This window comes from Streptomyces sp. NPDC001728 (assembly GCF_040297565.1).
Lineage (GTDB): Bacteria > Actinomycetota > Actinomycetes > Streptomycetales > Streptomycetaceae > Streptomyces.
The window spans coordinates 86,685-104,490 of record NZ_JBEOZK010000011.1 but is presented as its reverse complement, the minus strand read 5'-3'; the positions used below and the strand labels follow the sequence as shown (position 1 = coordinate 104,490).

General features: G+C 72.6%; 15 protein-coding genes. 4 read left to right on the top strand and 11 right to left on the bottom strand.

What is annotated here, in order from left to right; translation table 11 throughout:
- Positions 1-151: 151 nt before the first annotated feature.
- Positions 152-793, top strand: a complete 642-nt coding sequence (locus ABT154_RS18545) for a TetR family transcriptional regulator (protein ID WP_351857900.1) — start codon at positions 152-154, stop codon at positions 791-793.
- Between the two features lie 544 nt (positions 794-1,337).
- On the opposite strand, the gene ABT154_RS18540 is transcribed toward ABT154_RS18545, so the two are convergent.
- Genes ABT154_RS18540 through ABT154_RS18530 form a run of 3 tightly spaced genes read right to left on the bottom strand, consistent with a single transcriptional unit; the run spans position 1,338 to position 3,594 of the window.
- Entirely contained in the window at positions 1,338-2,081 is a 744-nt protein-coding gene (locus ABT154_RS18540; RefSeq protein ID WP_351857899.1) for an HAD family hydrolase, read from the bottom strand.
- Entirely contained in the window at positions 2,078-2,539 is a 462-nt protein-coding gene (locus ABT154_RS18535) for a LysR family transcriptional regulator (RefSeq protein WP_351857898.1), read from the bottom strand. Before ABT154_RS18535 ends, ABT154_RS18540 begins: the two co-directional genes overlap by 4 nt.
- Positions 2,540-2,592: 53 nt before the next feature.
- Positions 2,593-3,594 (bottom strand): ScbA/BarX family gamma-butyrolactone biosynthesis protein, encoded by a 1,002-nt coding sequence (locus ABT154_RS18530; RefSeq protein ID WP_351857897.1) that lies wholly within the window; start codon positions 3,592-3,594, stop codon positions 2,593-2,595.
- Positions 3,595-3,727: 133 nt separating this feature from the next.
- Between ABT154_RS18530 and ABT154_RS18525 the strand changes: the two genes are divergently transcribed.
- Positions 3,728-4,330 (top strand): ScbR family autoregulator-binding transcription factor, encoded by a 603-nt coding sequence (locus tag ABT154_RS18525; protein ID WP_351857896.1) that lies wholly within the window; start codon positions 3,728-3,730, stop codon positions 4,328-4,330.
- A 107-nt stretch (positions 4,331-4,437) separates the two neighbouring features.
- Here the strand turns inward: ABT154_RS18525 and ABT154_RS18520 are convergent, their stop codons facing one another.
- The 6 genes from ABT154_RS18520 to ABT154_RS18495 all read right to left on the bottom strand — a co-directional run bounded on the left by ABT154_RS18520 (position 4,438) and on the right by ABT154_RS18495 (position 11,241).
- Positions 4,438-5,514 (bottom strand): DMT family transporter, encoded by a 1,077-nt coding sequence (locus ABT154_RS18520; RefSeq protein WP_351857895.1) that lies wholly within the window; start codon positions 5,512-5,514, stop codon positions 4,438-4,440.
- A 170-nt stretch (positions 5,515-5,684) separates the two neighbouring features.
- Positions 5,685-7,283 carry a class I adenylate-forming enzyme family protein gene (locus tag ABT154_RS18515; RefSeq protein ID WP_351857894.1) on the bottom strand — a complete coding sequence of 533 codons (1,599 nt, stop codon included), beginning with the start codon at positions 7,281-7,283 and terminating at the stop codon, positions 5,685-5,687.
- A gap of 208 nt (positions 7,284-7,491) precedes the next feature.
- Entirely contained in the window at positions 7,492-9,210 is a 1,719-nt protein-coding gene (locus ABT154_RS18510; RefSeq protein ID WP_351857893.1) for an aminotransferase class I/II-fold pyridoxal phosphate-dependent enzyme, read from the bottom strand.
- A gap of 115 nt (positions 9,211-9,325) precedes the next feature.
- The gene (locus ABT154_RS18505) at positions 9,326-9,508 is read right to left on the bottom strand and encodes a DUF1272 domain-containing protein (RefSeq protein ID WP_317876346.1); all 183 of its coding nucleotides are present in this window, start codon (positions 9,506-9,508) and stop codon (positions 9,326-9,328) included.
- 111 nt (positions 9,509-9,619) lie between these two features.
- Positions 9,620-9,997, bottom strand: a complete 378-nt coding sequence (locus ABT154_RS18500) for a VOC family protein (protein ID WP_351857892.1) — start codon at positions 9,995-9,997, stop codon at positions 9,620-9,622.
- Positions 9,998-10,188: 191 nt separating this feature from the next.
- Positions 10,189-11,241, bottom strand: coding sequence for an EamA family transporter (locus tag ABT154_RS18495; protein ID WP_351857891.1), 1,053 nt, complete (start codon positions 11,239-11,241; stop codon positions 10,189-10,191).
- A gap of 147 nt (positions 11,242-11,388) precedes the next feature.
- Here ABT154_RS18495 and ABT154_RS18490 point away from each other — a divergent pair, with 147 nt between their 5' ends.
- Positions 11,389-12,246: a LysR family transcriptional regulator gene (locus ABT154_RS18490; RefSeq protein WP_351857890.1), complete on the top strand. Its 858-nt coding sequence runs from the start codon at positions 11,389-11,391 to the stop codon at positions 12,244-12,246.
- A 427-nt stretch (positions 12,247-12,673) separates the two neighbouring features.
- Here the strand turns inward: ABT154_RS18490 and ABT154_RS18485 are convergent, their stop codons facing one another.
- Together ABT154_RS18485 and ABT154_RS18480 are read right to left on the bottom strand one after the other, a co-directional pair.
- The gene (locus tag ABT154_RS18485) at positions 12,674-13,174 is read right to left on the bottom strand and encodes a hypothetical protein (RefSeq protein WP_351857889.1); all 501 of its coding nucleotides are present in this window, start codon (positions 13,172-13,174) and stop codon (positions 12,674-12,676) included.
- A 292-nt stretch (positions 13,175-13,466) separates the two neighbouring features.
- Positions 13,467-16,529, bottom strand: a complete 3,063-nt coding sequence (locus tag ABT154_RS18480; RefSeq protein ID WP_351857888.1) for an FAD-binding and (Fe-S)-binding domain-containing protein — start codon at positions 16,527-16,529, stop codon at positions 13,467-13,469.
- Positions 16,530-16,580: 51 nt separating this feature from the next.
- On the opposite strand from ABT154_RS18480, the gene serC reads away from it, so the two are divergent.
- Positions 16,581-17,699, top strand: coding sequence for a phosphoserine transaminase (serC, locus tag ABT154_RS18475; protein WP_351857887.1), 1,119 nt, complete (start codon positions 16,581-16,583; stop codon positions 17,697-17,699).
- Positions 17,700-17,806 lie beyond the last annotated feature (107 nt).

The following is a 17,806-nucleotide window of genomic DNA, read 5'->3' as shown; positions in this document are numbered from 1 at the left end:
ACTCCTTGAGTGGCGGTACTGATGCGAGACTGGCGCGAGTAGAAAAAGATTCGGTCTGGAAGGTATTTTCTGAGCGGCCGTCATGAACCCCATGGAGGCCGGACACGCGACGGGAGGCGGACGCTCGGTGAGGCAACAGGACAGGGCCCGCATGACCTACGACCTGGTGCTCGGCGCCGCAGCCGCCGAGTTCTCCCTGCATGGATTCGCGGGGACGAACCTGGCCGACATCACGGCCCGCACCGGGCTGACCAAGGGAGCCCTCTACGGACACTTCTCGTCCAAGGCGGATCTCGCCGGCGAGCTGACCCGTTCCTTCACGTCGGGATGGGCCGACGCCCTCGCCACCGCCACCGACGAGGCGAAGGCGAAGGCGAAGGCGAAGGAAGAGACGGAGGAGCACGCGGAGGGGGACACCGAGGAGGACCGGGCACTGCCCGCCCTCCGCCGGCTGCTCGTCGGACTCTCCCGAAGGGCGTACGAGGACCTGCCGTTCGCGGCGGGGCTGCGCCTGGTCATGGACGCGGCCCGCGCCGAGGGAACCGTGCCCGCCCACCTCGACGACCTCGCTGCCGTGGTGGCCCTCCTGATCCGGAAGGGCCAGGAGGAGGGCTCCGTGTCCGACGCCCACCCGGCCGGGCTTCTGGCCCAGCTCGTGGTGGCGTTGCTCGTGGGCGCCCCCGCCGTGGTGACGGCGACGGACGCGACGGCCGGTCCGGCCGAGTTCGTACGCGAGGTGTGGGACCTCCTGGAACCGTCACTGTCCGACACCCCTCGTCCTGCGCGCGGATGAGGTGGGGTGATGACGGAAACAAGGGGATGAACGACGGCACCGGCGGAAGTCACCGCCCCCGAAGCCTCCTTGGCGGCGGGGCTTCTCCGGCGGTGGGGCCGACCGGGACCGGGGCAGCTGATGCGGGGGAAGACCGTAGGGCGGGGGGGGAACCCGTACGGCAGGGGGAACCCGTACGGGCGAAGGGGGAACCCGTACGGCAGGGGGGACCCGTACGGGCGAAGGGGGAACCCGTACAGCGAGGGGAACCCGTACGGGCGAAGGGGGAACCCGTACAGGCGGGGGAACCCATACAGCGAGGGGAACCCGTACAGGCGAGGGGGAACCCGTACGGCGGAAACCGCTGTGCCCAGGGAACCCATACGGCGGGGGCTTCTCCGCCAGTGCGGGCTCTTCCGGCGGTGGTGGGGGTCCGCCGGTGCGGGCTTCTCAAGAAATGGGGGTCTCCGTGGCGGAGGTCCCCGGCGCCGGGTCGGCCGGGCGCCGGGGCGGCGGGCCGCCGGTAGTGGTTCCCGCGGCGCTCGGCCGCGTCCACTACGGAGCCTCAGGCCGCCTGTGGTGTCAGTGCGCGGGCCGGTGGGGCGGAGGGCCGCGCGGTCATGGAGCCGGGCAGCGGCACGGGGCCCGGCAGCCAGGACCAGGTGGCCGTCTCCGCGCGGGGCGCGGACACCGGCCCGTCGCCGACCAGGACCGGATGGCCGACGGCCCGCAGCAGCGGCAGATCGCTCTCGTCGTCCGCGTACGCGGAACAGTCCTCGGGGGCGAGGCCGAAGGCCGTCATGATCCGGTGGGCCGCCTCGGCCTTGGCCTCGCCGATCATCGGCGCGCCGATCAGTTCCCCGGTGAGCCGGCCCTCCGAGGTCACCTCGGGCACGGTGCAGACCACCAGGTCGGCGCCGATCTCCCGGGCCAGCGGGTCGAGACAGGCGGCGAAGGCCCCGGAGACGAGGACGACCAGGTCGCCGGCGTCGGCGTGACGGCGCAGCGCCTCGTACACGGGCGTGTGGAGCAGACCGCCGGCGCGGGCCTTCCCGTACCACTCCTGACCGCAGGCCTCCAGGTCGTCGAGGTGGCTGCCGGCGAGGAAGCGGAAGAAGGAACGGTTCACCTGCTCCCGGGGCACCCCCTCGCGGATCTGCTGCTGGAGCGAGGCGCGCGCCGCGGCGAGCCTGCGGGCGGCGACCTCCCCGCGTCCGCAGAAACGCGCGAGGACACAGGCCATGCTCTTGCAGGTGATCAGGGTCTCGTCCACGTCGAAGAACGCGGCCCGGGCGGGAGCGATGCTCATGCTCTTCTCCCTCTGCCCGCGACACCGGCGTCCGCGATACGAGCATCCCCGATGCGGGAGTCCCCGAGACGCGCGTCCCCGAACTGCCCCTTGAGGAACCGCCCGCCGGCACCGGCGCCCACACCGGCACCGGCACCCGCGCCCGCCCCGAAGGCCCTGCCACCGCCCGTCGGAACGACCCGGCGCTCCCGGACCTGCTGCGGCTCGGCGATCTCGTGCTGCGCCGTCTCGACGAGTTCGAGGATGCGTTCCGCCAGGGGCCGCAGACGCGCTCCCGCCGGTGTGAGTTCCACGGAGCGGTTGCCCCGCCGTTGGAAGAGCGACGCCCCCATGTCCTCCTCCAGGCCCTTGATCTGCGCGGTCACCGCGGGCTGGGAGTAGTGCAGGTTGTGAGCGGCGCGGGTGAAGCTGAGCTCGCGGGCCACTTCGCGGAAGGCCCGTAAGTGCTGGAGTTCCATCTCCGTACCTTTCTACGCTCGTCCGTTCTCGCCTTGGCCTTGCTCTCGTACGTTCACGCGGCGCGGCGGGCCACGGCCGTCGCGAGGACGCGGCTCCCCTGGGTGGCGGCAAGCCGCACCCGGCCGTCAGGGGTCGCCGTCGCCTCGACGGTCACGGTCTCGGCCAGCTCGCCGAAGACGGCGAACTCGGCGTCGAGCGAGGCGAGCGCCACCGGGGCGCCGACTCCCGCCCGGGCTCCCGCGACCGCTCCCCCGCCCGTTCCCCCGGTCCGCCCCGTCAGCAGCGCCGCCTGGCGGAAGGCCTCCAGGAGCAGCATCCCGGGTACGTGGTCCGAGGGGTGCTCGAAGTACCCGGGGTGCGTCGGGTCGACGCGCAGCCGCCACGTACCCGGGGCACCCGGTACGGACAGGAGCACGCCCCGGCCCTCCGCGGAGTCCCCGGCGGCAACGGCACCCGCGACGGGACCCGCGGGCTGCGCCGCCGTACGCCCCCGCTGCCGCAGCCGCCCGTACCGCACCCCGTCGATCACGGTCACGCCGGCGGAGGCGCGGGCGCACTCGCGGCCCCCGGCCTCGATCACCATGTCGAAGCGGGCGTCGAAGCGGCGCGGGTTGCGCCCTCCGGCCGGCGTCACGACCCTCACGTCGACGACGACCGGGAGCGGCCCGCCGCCGACCCGGAGGGCACCCGGGTCGCTGATGCGCAGCGACAGCGCCTTGAAGATGAAGTGGTGGCCGAGTGGCACGTCGTGGTAGCGGTGGCTCAGGAAGATCCCGGCCTGCCGTACGGCCTCGACGAGCAGCATGAAGTCGGCCTGCCCGGTCTTCTCCGGGCGGTACAGCGCGTGGTTGCGGGGCAGTTGGGCGCCGACCAGGAAGCGGTCCGCGCCGGCCACGACCGCGTCGGTGAGGAAGACCTCCGTCACCGAGGCGCGGTGCACGAGCCGCCGGGAGACGGTCCGGTCGAAGCTGAGCCCCTCCTTGGCCTCCCGTATCAGTGACTCCAGTGACTCCAGGGGCTCAAGCGGTTCAAGAGGCAATACGGTCTGCAGCACACCGATGGACATCCTTTTCCCCCTCAAGGTGAATCATCGTGGCGACGAGGGACCTCGGCGGTCCCTCGGCAGCAAGAAATATACCTTCGAGAATGTATATTGCAAGGCGTAGGCACGAGAGAGGCGGACAGGCATGGCGACACCCCGAAGCGAACCGAAGCAGGAACGCGCCCGGCGCACGAAGGTGCACATCCTCCAGTCGGCGGCCGAGCTGTTCTCGGAGCGCGGCTACGCGACCGTGACACTCCAGGACGTCGCCGAACGGGCCGAGATGACCAAGGGGGCGGTGTATTTCCACTACACGAACAAGGAGGCCCTCGCCGTCGCGGTCGTCCAGGAGCACTACGCCCGCTGGCCCGGGATCCTCAACGGCGCCGAGGGCGACCACGAGGAGCCCTTCGACCGGCTCGCGGCCGTCCTGGACACCGTCACCAGGGCGTTCGCGCGCGACATCGTCGTCCAGGCGGGCGCCCGGCTCCAGATCGAACGGGCGCTCATCGACGCCGAGCTGCCCGAGCCGTACGTCGGCTGGGAGGACTACCTCAGCAGGCTGATCGCCGAGGCCCAGGACGCCGGACAACTGCGGGCCGGAGTGGAACCTCGCGCCGCCGCCCGCGTCCTGGTCTCCGCCTTCTTCGGCATGCAGCACATCTCCGACGTCCTGACCCGGCGCAAGGACCTTCCCGAGCGGTACGCGGAGCTGCGCACCGTACTCCTCGACGGGATGCGCGGCTGACCAGCCGCGCACGCCCGCCGTGAGAGACCGGAAACGGCGTGGCCCCCCACGAGAGGTGGGAGGCCACGCCGTATGCGTTCAGCGGCCGTCGGCCGCTCCGTACGCGATCAGGACCTGCTGCCCGAACCGACGGGTGCCGCAGCGGAAGCGGAAGCAGAAGCGGAACCGGAAGCCGTACCAGCGGACGCACCGGTGGCCGCCGCGGACGACGTGGCGCTCGAAGCGACGGGGGCCGGGGTCGCCGCCGGGGCCGCCTTCGCCGCGATGCGGCGCAGGTACAGGTTGTTGAAGACCAGCGCCGCCGCCGTGAGCGCGGCACCGACGATCTGCACGCCCGCCGGGACGACACCCGTCAGGGCGGAGATCACGAAGGCCGTGATCGGCACCACGTCCATGAAGAGGACGCCGTTGAGCGGGCCGAGGTAGCGGTTGCCGAAGTTCCAGCCGAGCACACCCACGAACCCGGCGATGACGCTCATGTACGCCAACTGGGGAAGGATCGAGCCGACCGCGCCCGCCGTCGGGACCGGCACGCCGCCGGCGGCCAGGATGATCGCCGTGATCACCGTGGCGCTGGCGAGACCGAGGACCGTGGTGATCGCCGTGTACTTGATCGGGGACCAGGTCGGGAAGTAGCCGGCGCCCGAGGTGTAGACGACCCAGCACAGCGCGGCGAAGAGCAGCAGGGCGTCGGCGCCGGCCGTCTTCGGGTCGGCGATCAGCGAGCCGATGTCACCGTTCGAGACGACGAGGATGGTGCCGACGAAGGACATCGCGATGAAGACGAGCGAGAACTTCGGCGGAACGACCTTCTTCAGCACCCAGTTCACGAGGAAGCCCATCATGGGCATGGTCGCCATCATGATCGAGGCGTTGAGGGCGCCCCGCTCGCCGATGAGGTCCTGGCCGAAGAAGACCAGGAACTGGAAGCCCGCGAAGCCGGCCGTACCGAACAGCCAGGCCAGACCGATGCGTTCGCCCTTCAGGCGCAGCCCCTCGCGTCCCTCCCGCATCCGCAGGAAGACCAGGAACATCGCGCCGGCGATGGTGTACCGCATGACGGTGAAGGTGAAGGGGTCGATGTGCTGGAGGGTGGAGTCCATCAGGGGGAACATCGCGCCCCAGGACACCGTGGCCAGGAGGCAGAGAAGGACGCCTCGCGTGTACGTGTTCTGACTGTTCATGAGTCTTCCTGTCGGGCCTGAGCGGGCTGGGAGTTGAGGGCCTGCGGGGAGGGAGAGGGGTGACGGAACGGAGAGGAGGGCGGCCGGGCCCCGGGTCCGGAGGAGGGGGTACGGGCTCCGGGACCCGGCCGCGTGCGTGCGTGTTCGTGTGTGTGGGCGGGGGGCCGGGGTCAGACCCCGGCCGGCTCCGGCTCGCGGATCTCCGCCGGCCGGACGTCGAGGAGGTGGAGCACCGACTCCAGGAGCTGGGCCGCCCGGACCTTGCCGGTCGGGCTGTACGGGATGGCCTCGACGGGCACCACGTACGCCGGGAGGCAGGGCACGCGGCGGGCGCAGGCGGCGCTGACCGCCCGGTATCCGCTCTCCTGGCGCTCGGGCGCCACCGGCGTGAAGGGGACGACGAGCACCTCGCCCGCCCCGGGAAGGTTCGTCCGCAGCACGGCGGTCTCCCGGACGCAGGGCAGGTCCATCAGGTCGGCTTCGAGGCCGAAGATGTTGACGTCGAGAGGCTTGCCCGCCTCCGCCTTGGCCACGCCGTCGTTGCGGCCGGTGAGTTCGAGCCGGCCGGCCTCGTCGACGAGGCCGCTGTCACCGGTCAACAGGAAGCGCTGGGTACGCCCGCCGTAGTCGAGGGTCATGAAGTCGGGCTCGCTGGTCGCGTAACTGTCCATGAGCTGGTAGCTGGCGATGGCGACCCGGCCCCGACTGCCCTTCGGGAGCGGCTTGTTGTCGGCGTCGAGGACGACGACGGTGTTGCCGGGCATGGGGCGGCCGGAGCGGCAGGGCGCCACGTGCAGCTCCTCGGGGCCGATCATGACGTTCACGCCGGTCTCGGTGGTCCCGTAGTAGAGGTGCAGGACGGGGCCGAGGCGGTCCCAGGCGTTGTTGATGACCCAGCGGTTGAGGTGCCGGCCGCCGGAGAGCACGAAGTGCAGGCGCGACGTCTTGTGCAGGTGCTCGGAGTTCGGGTGGGCGACGACCCGGGCGAGGACCGGCGGGACCATCAGGGTGGTGGACACGCCCTCGTCCTGGATGATCCGGATGAGTTCCTCGGCGTCGTCGTGCGGGCCGAGGACGACGGTGCCGCCCAGGGTGAGGAAGATGCGCGCCCAGCCGGGCCCGGAGGCGTGGTAGAGCGGGACGGTCACCAGGTGCACGTCCTCCTCGTCGAAGGCGTACTGGTCGACGAGATCGGCGAACCGGCGCGCCTCGAAGGAGGTCCGGCGGACGACCATCTTGGGCACGCCGCTGGTGCCGGAGGTGAAGGAGAAGGCCTCGAAGGGCTGCTCGACGGGCTGCGGGTCGCCGGGCGCCGACACGAGGAGGTCGGTGAAGCTGACCGAGACGGTGTGGCCGTCGGGGAGGCCCACGGGCTCGCTGTCGATGAATATGTCGAGTATGTCTCTGCCGTTCGGCCAGCCGCACCCCTCGACGAGGCCGCGGTGGGCCTTCGAGGTGATCACGACGGTCGGCTCCAGCTGGTCGAGCGCCGCGGTGGTCGCGACGGGCCCGGCGGTGTAGTCGAGGCCGACGCAGGGGATGCCGAGCGAGCTGACGGCGGCCATGGCGACCACCAGCTCCCAGCTGTTCTCGGCGAGGAAGACGGCACGTGCGGGCCGGGTCTCGGGCAGCAGGTCCTGAATGGCGCAGGCCACGCGGCTGACCTTGTCGGAGAAACTCGCCCAGGTCATTCGGGTCTCGCCGTCGACGACGGCGACGCGCTGGGGCCAGCGGGCGGCGTGCTTACGGATGTCCGCGATCTTGATCATGGAGGTGTCTCCCTGGAGGTCGGGCGGGACGGTCGTAGCGGGCGGAGCGGTACGGAGGGGGCGGAGCGGTACGGAGGGGGCGGAGCGGTACGGATGGAGGGTGCGGGGCTCGGGTGCGGGGCTCGGGTGCGGGGCTCGGGTGCGGGGCTCGGGTGCGGGGCTCGGGTGCGGGGCTCGGGTGCGGGGCTCGGGTGCGGGGTCCCGGACCTCAGCGGGTGGCGCCGGCCGTGGCGTTCGCCGCCGCCGACACCGTGGCCGCGGTGGTCGACGCGGCGGATACGGCGGTGGCCGCACCGGCGAGGCGAGCGGAGACCGGCGCGGGAGGCACGGACGGAACGGCTGGCACGGACGGCAGGGAGGGGAGGGGCGGGATCGACGGGATCGACGGCACGGACGGCAGGGCCCCCGTCGCCGCCGCCTGCGCGGCCAGTTCGCCCGCCGAGACGGTCGGGTTCCGCAGCGTGTAGATCTCGCAGCCACTGGACCGCAGGGAGTCGATCTGACTGAGCGTCCGCTCGCAGAGCTTCTCGCCGGGCACGGTGATGGGGATGCCGGGCGGGTAGGCGATGATGAAGTGCTCGGAGGTGCCCGTGGACAGGGCCGCCGAGGCGCTTCGGTAGGTGCGCTGGATGGTGCGGAGGGCTTCGAGGAGCCGTAGCAGCGTCGCCTCGTCCACACCGATGTGGATGTGGAAGAGGACGGCGTCGCCGCTCTCACGGGCGACGTACAGCGCGTACTCGTCGAAGAGCATCCGCCGGAAGTCCGCCGCCGTGACGCCGAGGGCGCTGATGTCGACGAGGACCCGGGTGGGGTCGTCGCTGACGAGCTGCGCCGGGTCGACGAGGTGCCCGTCGGGCCCGAGCGGCCGGTACGCGGAGAGGCGCGGGTCCGTGGCGAGTTCGACGCGCAGGGTGCGGGCGAGGCCGAGGGAACGGCCGAGGAGCGCCTCGCCCTCCGTCTCGGCCTGGAGCCGGGCCAGGTCCAGGCTGGCGAGGACGGGCCAGCTGGGCGAGGTGGTGTGGTGCTGGAAGAGGGCCTGCGCGGTGCGTTCGCGGGCTTCGCCGTCGCCGATGAGGTGCAGGTACGAGCCCTGCCGGAGCGCGGACATCGACTTGTGCGCGGAGTGGGTGACGGCGACGTTCATGGCGAGGCGGGGGTCGGCGGCGCGCAGTGCCTCGACGGCGTGCAGCGCGGTGAGCGGGCGCAGCCGGGGGTGGAAGCGGTGGGCCGCGCCCCAGGCCTCGTCGACGAGGACGGAGACGCCGGGGTGGACGGCGGCGAGTTCCGCGAGGACGGTCGGCAGGTCGTACCGGACACCGTCGTAGGAGACGGCGGAGAGGACGACGGTGTCGTAGGGCCGGCCCTCGACGGCGGCGGCGCGGAACATCTCGAGGAGCCGGGGCAGGTCGGCGTACGTCCGCGGGCAGTCGTCGCAGCAGCGCTGCATGGGTGCGTACGCGACCTGGACGCCGAGCGAGTTGAGTGCGAAGTGCACCGACTGATGGCAGGAGCGGTCCGCGAGGACCCGGGAGCCGGGCTGGGTCAGCGCGGTGAGCGCGACGCGGTTGGCGGTGCTGGTGCCGGCCGACAGGAAGAAGGTGGCGTCGGCACCGAAGCTGCGGGCGGCGAGGCGCTGGGCCTCCCGGAGCGGGCCTCGGGGCCGGAAGAAGGAGTCGAGCATCGTGCCGCTGTAGGACACGTCGGCCGCGAGCTGCGCGGCGCCGAAGAGCGCCTCGTAGGTCTCCCGCATGTGGGAGTCGCGGATAGACCGGCCGTGCGAGAGCGGCAGCGCGTGGAACGTGGCGATGTCACGTCGGGCGACTGCGAGCACGGCGTCAGCGAGGGGGGTGGTCCTGCCGTCCGGGTAGGCCCCGGGGCGAGCCGGCAGAGGAGCCGGCTCCGGAGTGGAGCTGGTGGATGCGGTCATGGACCCATGAAATAAAAACCTTCGCGAAGGTATCAACTGTCATCAGTGACGCTGATGGACCCCCGGACCCGCCACCCGGCCGACCAGCACCGATGCCACGGCGGCCGATCGCGGCCTACCCGGCGGTCCGGCGGGGCCGGGGCACGAGTTCACCCCCACAGTTGGGACAGACATCGCTCATGGCGTCGGCGCAGGGCACGCAGAAACTGCACTCGTACGAGCAGATCCGGGCGTCCCCGTCGGCCGCGAGGGCGGCGGTCCCGCACTTCTCGCACCGGTCACGCATCTCCAGGGCCACGACGGCCTCCTTCCCTCGCACGCGCAACGCGTACGTCCGATGAGAAACCCATCGTCGAGGAGGCCGCACCCACGGGAAACAGCCCGAAAGCCAATGATCAACAGGATCGGGTCAGTGTCTGACCAGGCAGAAGGGGTGACCGGCCGGGTCCGCGTAGACCTTCCAGCGTCGGGTGCCCTCGCCCGCGTCCAGGAGGGTCGCCCCCAGGGCGCGGACCCGCTCGTCGGCGGCGTCCAGGTCGGCGACCTCGAAGTCGAGATGGGCCTGCTGGGGGCGGTCGGGGTGCGGCCACGTCGGCGGGCGGTGGTCGGCGACGCCCTGGAAGCAGAGGACGAGCCCGCCGGGCGTGTGCAGGGTGGACCAGGCCGCACCGAGGTGCCAGCGGGGATCCGGCCGGTCGACCTCGCCGCCGAGGACGGCGCGGTAGAACTCGGCGAGCTCGGCGGGCACGGGGCAGTCGATGACGAGGCACTGCAGTTCGGCGATCACGCCGGGAGTCTAGGGCTGGGCGGGAGAGGACGGCGGATCGTCACGGAACCCGGGTGCGGGGCCCCGCGCCCCTGCCCTCCCCTCCCCCTACGGGCCGGGCCCCCTACGGGCCGGGCCGGGCCGGGGGCCCCTACGGGCCGGGCCGGGCCGGGGGCCCACCCCTTACGGGCCCGGCCGGGAAGCTCCTTGCCCTAGGAGGCGAGGTCCCGTGTCCGGTTGCCCCGGACCTGGGTGCGGATCGCACCCATGCTCGCCGCGATGACGAGAGCGATGGCCAGCGCGTCCGTCAGCGACAGGCCCTGGTGGAGGACGAGGAAGCCGGCCGCCGCCGCGATGGCCGGTTCCAGGCTCATCAGGATCGCGAACGTGGGCGCGGGCAGGCGGCGCAGGGCGAGGAGTTCGAGGGTGTACGGCAGGACGGAGGACATCAGCGCGACCCCCAGACCCAGGGCGATCGTCGACGGCACGAGGAGCTTGGCGCCCGCCTCCGCGATGCCCAGCGGCAGGCTCAGGACCGCGCCGAACGCCATCGCGAGCGCGAGCCCGTCGGCCTGCGGGAAGCGTCGGCCCGTGCGCGCGCTGAACACGATGTACGTCGCCCACATCACGCCCGCGGCCAGCGCGAACCCGGCACCGACCGGATCCAGCCGGTCCAGACCGCCACCGCCGAGCAGGACGACACCGCCGAGGGCCAGCCCGGCCCAGAGCAGGTTCACCAGACGCCGGGAGGCGACGACCGAGAGGATCAGCGGGCCGAGGACCTCCAGGGTCACCGCCGCGCCCAGCGGTATGCGGTCGGCGGCCTGGTAGAAGAGGATGTTCATCCCCGCCATGGCCGTACCGAACGCGACGACCGTGCCCCAGTCGGCCCGGCTGTAGCCCCGGACCTTGGGGCGGCAGACCAGGAGCAGGACAAGGGCGGCGAGCACGAGCCGCAGGGTCACGACACCGAGGGCGCCGGCCCGGGGCATCAGAAGGACGGCGACGGCGGAGCCGAACTGCACGGAGAGCCCGCCGGCGACGACGAGCGCGACGGGGCCGAGCCGGTGGCCGGATCCCTTACGGGCCGCGAAGCCCGTCGACTCGGGGGCACCTGCCGCTCCCGGGGTGCCGGGCGCTCCCGAGGAGCCCGCCGTCCCCGAGGAGCCTGCCGCTCCCGGGGCGCCCTTCGACCCCGCGCCGACCCCGGCGCGCGCCGGGGCGGGGGCCGGGGTCAGGGTCGCCTCCTTGACCGGACTGTCCACCGACGACTCCTCACTCGTTCACTGAACTGCACTTTCAGTCCAGAATAATGCACCCTTGGCTCGATGTCGCCAAAGTCCCCCTCCCACGCTACGAGCCCCCGCGCGGCACCGGAAATGCCGATTGGGCTGCGGTTATGCTCGGAAGGCATGAGCATCGAGCTACGCCACCTCCGCTGCTTCCTCGCCATCGCCGAGGAATCCAGCCTCACCAGGGCGGCCGTGCGACTCCACCTCACCCAGCCGGCCGTCTCCCGCACGCTCGCCGCGCTCGAAACGCACTTGGGCGCCCGGCTCGTCGAGCGCAGCACCCACCACCTCGCCCTGACCGCCGACGGCCGCGCCTTCCAGGACCGGGCGGCGGCGGCGCTCGCAGCGTTCGACGCCGCCGTGGACCCGGCGAGGCTCAGACACCGGCCGCTGCGCCTGGGGCACGCGTGGTCGGCGTTCGGCCCGTACACGACGCCGTTGCTACGGCGATGGCAGCGCGAGCACCCGGAGACCCCGCTCGAACTCCTCCGCGTCGACGACCGCACGGCGGGCCTGACGCGGGGAGAGGTGGACGCGGCGCTGCTGAGGGGACCGGTCGAGGCGCCGGGGCTGGTGACCGAGGAACTCACGACGGAGGAACGCGTCGCGGCGGTCCCGGCCGACAGCCCGCTGGCGGACCGGCCGAGGCTGACGCTCGACGACCTGGCGGACGGCACGGTCGTACTGAACACGGTGTCGGGCACGACGGCGCTCACCCTCTGGCCGCCGGGGGCGCGCCCGGCGGCCACGGTGACGGTCGCGAACACGGACGACTGGCTGACGGCGATCGCGGCGGGCAGGGGCGTCGGAGTCTCGTCCGCGTCGACGGCGGCGCTGCACCCGCACCCGGGCGTCACGTACCGCCCCTTGCCCGACGCCCCGACGCTGCCGGTGGTACTGGCATGGCGCGACGCGTTCCCGCACCCGGCGACGGGGGCACTGGCGGCGATGGCGCACGAGATCGTCAGCGGAAAGTGAGGACGACGCGGCGCCGGGCACGGGCGGCGCGGGCGCGGGCGGCGCGGGCGCGGGCGGCGCGGGCGCGGGCGCGACCGGCAGCGGGGCCAGGTCTGCGTGGGTGCGCGCCGTGGGCGGGTGGAAGGTTGGGGGCGGGGTGCGAGGCCGGGCATCGGTTGGGGGTTGGGGGTGGGGTCGGCCGCGCTGGTGAGGGGGTGGGGGCTTGGCCAGTTGCGGGCCTGGGCGGGCGCAGTTCCCTCGTCCCGGGGTGCGCGGGCGGGGAACGGGGCGGCCCGGCGGCGCTTAGCGGGTCCCGGTCGCAGGTGGGCCGGGCTTCAGGCCCCGCCTGTCCGTCTGGGTGGGTGGGTCGAGTGGTTTCCCGCAGTAACTCGGCCTTGGAGGGCCGATCCGGGCCCACTTGAGGGCTATTACCAGGAGTACAGCGGAGTTACCCGCTCTCCAGCCAAACGCCGACGTCACGTCGGAACTCCCGGTCTTCGTTCTTCCTGGCGGGCCGCTCCACCTGCCGCTTCAACTCGCGCAGGACCCCTGGAGAGCCGGCGGGATCGCGGACCGCGTACACGGCCGCACCCGCTTCGTACGTGTCGGCCAGGAGCCAGACGCTGTTGTCCAGGGCCAGCATGGCGAAGCCGGGATGGCCGGCACGGATGCCGAGGAACGTCGCCGCGCCGGCCCCCATGATGTCCCACCGTTCCAGCAGCCGGACCCGCTGCCAGGCGTGCATCGTGCGTCGCCGGCGGTCTTCCTCGGCGGTCCAGGTCCCCCTGGGCAACATGAGGAGGAACTCGCGGTTCTCGTCGATCAGGCCGGAGGACGTGGCGAGTTCGTACCAGGCCTCGTTGAGCCGCTCCACGAATCGCGGGTCCTCGTACTCGACCAGGCAGAACCCGAAGACCCGCTCGCGTTCGTACCCCAGAACATGCGGCACCGCCGAACCCGGAACCGCGTCGGGTATCACCTCGAGCCCGGCTCGCAGCAGCGGCCTGACCACCTTGCGATACCGCTCCTGCCGACCCAACCCGATACCCCCTACCCCACTACCCCATGCCCTGTTCGGCTCGATCGTGCCGCACCCAGCCTATGACCGAGATCGCCTGGCGGCGCTGAGCGGATTCCCGGTCGCAGGCGAGCCGGGAAGCCGCTGAGCTCCGCCCGGCCGCCACACTCACAAAGAGGGCGGGCGCACCGCGCGGCCCGAGCCCCGAACACCCGGCCCGCCCCTAGAAACCTCGCTCCAGCCCCTCGGCCAGCACCTCCGCCAAGTGCCTCGCCCGGAGTCCCTTCGCAGCCCCCGAAGCCGCACCCGACGCCACCCCCTTCACTCCCCCCTTCACTCCCTTCACTCCCTTCGCCCCCTTCATGCCTTTCCCGCCCTTCGCTCGTTCCCCCGCCAACTCCCCGATCTGCGTCCTGCACGAGAAGCCGTCCGCCAGGACTTCCGCCTCCGGTGGGGCCTCCCTGAGGGCCGGGAGCAGTTGGTCCTCCGCGCACGCGACCGAGACCTCGTAGTGGCCCGGTTCGAAACCGAAGTTGCCCGCCAGGCCGCAGCACCCGCCCGACAGCTCTCCCCTCAGACCCGCGCGTTCCCTCAGCCGCCGGTCCGGCCCGTCCCCCAGTACCGCGTGCTGGTGGCAGTGGGTCTGCCCCGCCACCGGCCGGTCCAGGTGCGGCGGTTCCCAGTCCGGCGCCAGCATCTCCAGCGCCTCCGCGAACGTGTGTACCGACGCCGCGAGGCTCGCCGCCCTCGGGTCGTCCGGCAGCAGCTCCGGCAGGTCCGTCCTCAGCGTCGCCGCGCACGAGGGTTCAAGCACGACCACCGGCCTCACGCCTCCCCCCGCCCCCGCAGCCAATCCCCCTCCCGGTCCCTCTCCATCCCCCTCTACCTCCACCGCTCCCTCCTCCTCCATCACGTCCAACATCCGCCCCATCACCTTCCGCGCCGCCCCCAGCTGCCCCGTCGACACGTACGTCAGCCCGCAGCACACCCTCCCCCGCGGCAGCGAGACCCCCAGTCCCGCCGCCTCCAGGACCCGCACCGCCGCCCTTCCCACCTCCGGTGACAAGTGGTCCGTGAACGTGTCCGGCCACAGGGTCAGGGCCGGCGGGCGGGACGAGGCTCGTTCCGCGAACCAGGACGTGAACGTGCTGTCCGCCACGCGCGGCATCGTCCGTTCCGGTGTCAGCCCCGCCCACCGCGCCGCGAACGGCAGCCCCAGCGCCGGGTTCAGCGCCCGTCCGAACCGGTCCAGCCAGTGCGGCAGCCTGCCCATCGTCCAGTGGGAGCGCGGCCTGCGCAGGAACCCGCGCGGCCCCGCGTAGTGCCGGTCCAGGAACTCCGCCTTGTACGCGGCCATGTCGATGCCGACCGGGCAGTCACTCCGGCAGCCCTTGCACGACAGACACAGGTCCAGCGCCTCCCGCACCTCCTCCGAGCGCCAGCCGTCCGTGACGACCTCCCCGAGCGCCATCTCGTGCAGCAGCCTCGCCCGGCCGCGCGTCGAGTGCTTCTCCTCCCCGGTCGCGCGGTACGAGGGACACATCACGTCCGGCCCCGAACTCGGCCCTTCCACGCGGCACTTGGCCACTCCCACACACCGCGCCGCCTCCCTCCCGACCCCGACCAGCGGCAGTCCGGTGAACCGCAGGCCCTCGTCGAGCCGGCGCGGCCGGACGAGCATCCCCGGGTTGAGGCCCCCGTCCGGGTCCCACACGTCCTTCACCGCGCCGAACAGGCCGACCAGCTCCTCCCCGTACATCTTCGGGAGCAGTTCGGCGCGCGCCTGCCCGTCGCCGTGCTCTCCGGAGAGTGAGCCGCCGTGGGCGACCACCAGATCGGCCACCGCCTCCGAGAAGCGGCGGAAGTCCCGTACCCCCTCCCCGGTCCACAGGTCGAAGTCGATCCGGACGTGCACACAGCCGTCACCGAAGTGCCCGTACGGGACTCCCCGGAGGCCGAAATCGGCCAGCAGCGCGCGGAACTCGCGGAGGTACGCGCCGAGCCGCGCCGGCGGGACCGCGCAGTCCTCCCACCCCGGCCAGGCCTCGCCCCCTCCCCCGGACTCCGTCCGAGAGGTGCCCCCAGGCGTCCGCGTCGCCGTCCCCGCCGCGTCCTCCCTGATGCGCCACAGCGCGCGCTGCCCCGCGGGCTCGCGCACCACGGCCGCGTCCAGCGCGTCGGCCGCCCGGACGAGCCGCCGGGCCGCGCCTTCCCCGTCCACCTCGCAGAACAACCACGCCCCACCCCGGGGCAACCCCTCCACTCCACCCCGACCCGACCCCGAGCCCGCACCCCGAGCGGAACCCGCACCCCCACCCCGACCCTGCCCCGGGCCCGCACCCCGGCCCGCGCCCCCACCCCTCACCAGATCCGCCGCCATCCCCTCCACCGTGAGCGGTCCGTACGCCAGCAGGCCCGCCGCCGCGTCCGCCGCCGCGCTCTCGTCCGCGTACCCCAGCACCACCAGCACCGGATCGGCCGGCAGCCGGACCAGGCGTACCGTCGCCTCCGTCACCACCCCGAGCGTGCCCTCGCTGCCGCAGAACGAACGGGCCACGTCCGCGCCCCGCTCGGGCAGCAGCGCGTCGAGCGCGTACCCGGAGATCCGGCGCGGCAGCCCTTCCGGGTATCCGGTCCTCAGCAGCGCGAGGTTCCGGCCGACGAGGTCCATCAGTCCGGGCGGCGCACCCCGCCCCTCCCGCCCCAATGTCAACCTCTCGCCCTGGTACGTCACCACATCGAGCGAGCTCACGTTGTCCGCGGTGGTGCCCCAGGCGACCGAGTGCGCCCCGCACGCGTTGTTGCCGATCATGCCGCCGAGGGTGCAGCGGCTGTGGGTGGACGGGTCGGGGCCGAAGGTCAGTCCGTACGGCCGTGCCGCGTCCCTCAGCCGGTCGAGGACGAGCCCCGGCCGGACGACGGCCGTCCGCTCCTCCGGGTCCAGGGAGACCAGTCCGGCCATGTGCCGTGTGAGGTCGAGCACGACGCCGGTGCCGGTGGCCTGGCCTCCGATGGACGTGCCGCCGCCGCGTGCGACGACCGGTGTGCCGTGCGCCCGGCACACCTCCAGGACCGCCGCCACGTCGTCGGCGTCGCGCGGCGCGACCGTACCGGCGGGCACACGGCGGTAGTTGGAGGCGTCCATGGTCGCCAGGGCGCGCGCGGTGGTCGAGAAGTCGACCTCCCCGGCAATGGCGGACCGCAGATCCGCGCCGAGTCGAGCTGCTTCCGGAGCCTGTTCCTCGTGTGTTCCCACAAGCCCAGGATGTCTCAGTCCTCGTCTCATCGGGCGGACATCCGGCGACCGGCCCCTTCACGACCCGATACTCTCCGCCTCGTGGCTGATATCCAGATTCCCGCTGACATCAAGCCCGCCGACGGCCGTTTCGGCGCGGGCCCCTCCAAGGTGCGTACGGAGGCGCTGGACGCCCTGGCCGCCACCGGCACCTCCCTCCTCGGCACCTCCCACCGCCAGGCTCCGGTCAAGAACCTGGTCGGCGAGGTACGTACCGGCATCCGTGACCTCTTCTCCCTCCCCGAGGGCTACGAGGTGATCCTGGGCAACGGCGGCTCCACCGCCTTCTGGGACGTCGCGACGCACGGTCTGATCGAGCACAAGTCGCAGCACCTCACCTTCGGCGAGTTCTCCTCCAAGTTCGCGAAGGCCGCCAAGCTGGCCCCGTGGCTGGCCGAGCCGACCGTGATCTCCTCCGACCCGGGCACCCACCCGGAGCCGGTGGCCGAGGCGGGTGTCGACGTCTACGCGTACACCCACAACGAGACCTCCACCGGTGTCGCCGCCCCGGTCAAGCGGGTCGCCGGCGCCGACGCGGGCGCGCTCGTCCTGGTCGACGCGACCTCCGGCGCGGGCGGCCTCCCGGTCGACATCGCCGAGACGGACGTCTACTACTTCGCCCCGCAGAAGTCCTTCGCCGCCGAGGGCGGCCTGTGGCTGGCGGCGTTCTCGCCGGCCGCGCTGGAGCGGGCGCAGACGATCAAGGACTCCGGCCGTCACATCCCGGAGTTCTTCTCCCTGCCGACGGCGATCGACAACTCGCTCAAGAACCAGACGTACAACACCCCGGCGCTCTCGACCCTCTTCCTGCTCAACGAGCAGCTGAAGTGGATCAACGGCCAGGGCGGTCTGGACTGGGCCGTGGCCCGTACGAAGGAGTCCTCGGACGCGCTGTACGGCTGGGCCGAGGAGTCCAAGTACGCGACGCCGTTCGTCACGGACGCGGCGAAGCGCTCGCAGGTCATCGGCACGATCGACTTCGCGGACGAGATCGACGCGGCGGCGGTCGCGAGGGTGCTGCGCGCGAACGGCATCGTCGACACGGAGCCGTACCGAAAGCTGGGCCGCAACCAGCTGCGCGTCGCGATGTTCCCGGCGGTCGACCCGGCGGACGTCCGCGCCCTGACGGCGTGCATCGACTACGTGATCGAAAAGCTCTGACCTCTGGTCGTACGAAGGGCCCGGCACCGGACACCGTCCGCGCCGGGCCCTTCGGCATACCCGGGCCGACCTCGTCGGCGCATCCCGGGCCGGGGGCCCTCCGCCTC

Excerpts from the sequence above, each read along its gene's own strand:
- ABT154_RS18520 (WP_351857895.1), bottom strand. The coding sequence starts at position 5,514 with ATGAACAGTCAGAACACGTACACGCGAGGCGTCCTTCTCTGCCTCCTG.
- ABT154_RS18545 (WP_351857900.1), top strand. The coding sequence starts at position 152 with ATGACCTACGACCTGGTGCTCGGCGCCGCAGCCGCCGAGTTCTCCCTG.
- ABT154_RS18515 (WP_351857894.1), bottom strand. The coding sequence starts at position 7,283 with ATGATCAAGATCGCGGACATCCGTAAGCACGCCGCCCGCTGGCCCCAG.
- ABT154_RS18510 (WP_351857893.1), bottom strand. The coding sequence starts at position 9,210 with ATGACCGCATCCACCAGCTCCACTCCGGAGCCGGCTCCTCTGCCGGCT.
- ABT154_RS18535 (WP_351857898.1), bottom strand. The coding sequence starts at position 2,539 with ATGGAACTCCAGCACTTACGGGCCTTCCGCGAAGTGGCCCGCGAGCTC.
- ABT154_RS18540 (WP_351857899.1), bottom strand. The coding sequence starts at position 2,081 with ATGAGCATCGCTCCCGCCCGGGCCGCGTTCTTCGACGTGGACGAGACC.
- ABT154_RS18480 (WP_351857888.1), bottom strand. The coding sequence starts at position 16,529 with ATGAGACGAGGACTGAGACATCCTGGGCTTGTGGGAACACACGAGGAA.
- ABT154_RS18525 (WP_351857896.1), top strand. The coding sequence starts at position 3,728 with ATGGCGACACCCCGAAGCGAACCGAAGCAGGAACGCGCCCGGCGCACG.
- ABT154_RS18490 (WP_351857890.1), top strand. The coding sequence starts at position 11,389 with ATGAGCATCGAGCTACGCCACCTCCGCTGCTTCCTCGCCATCGCCGAG.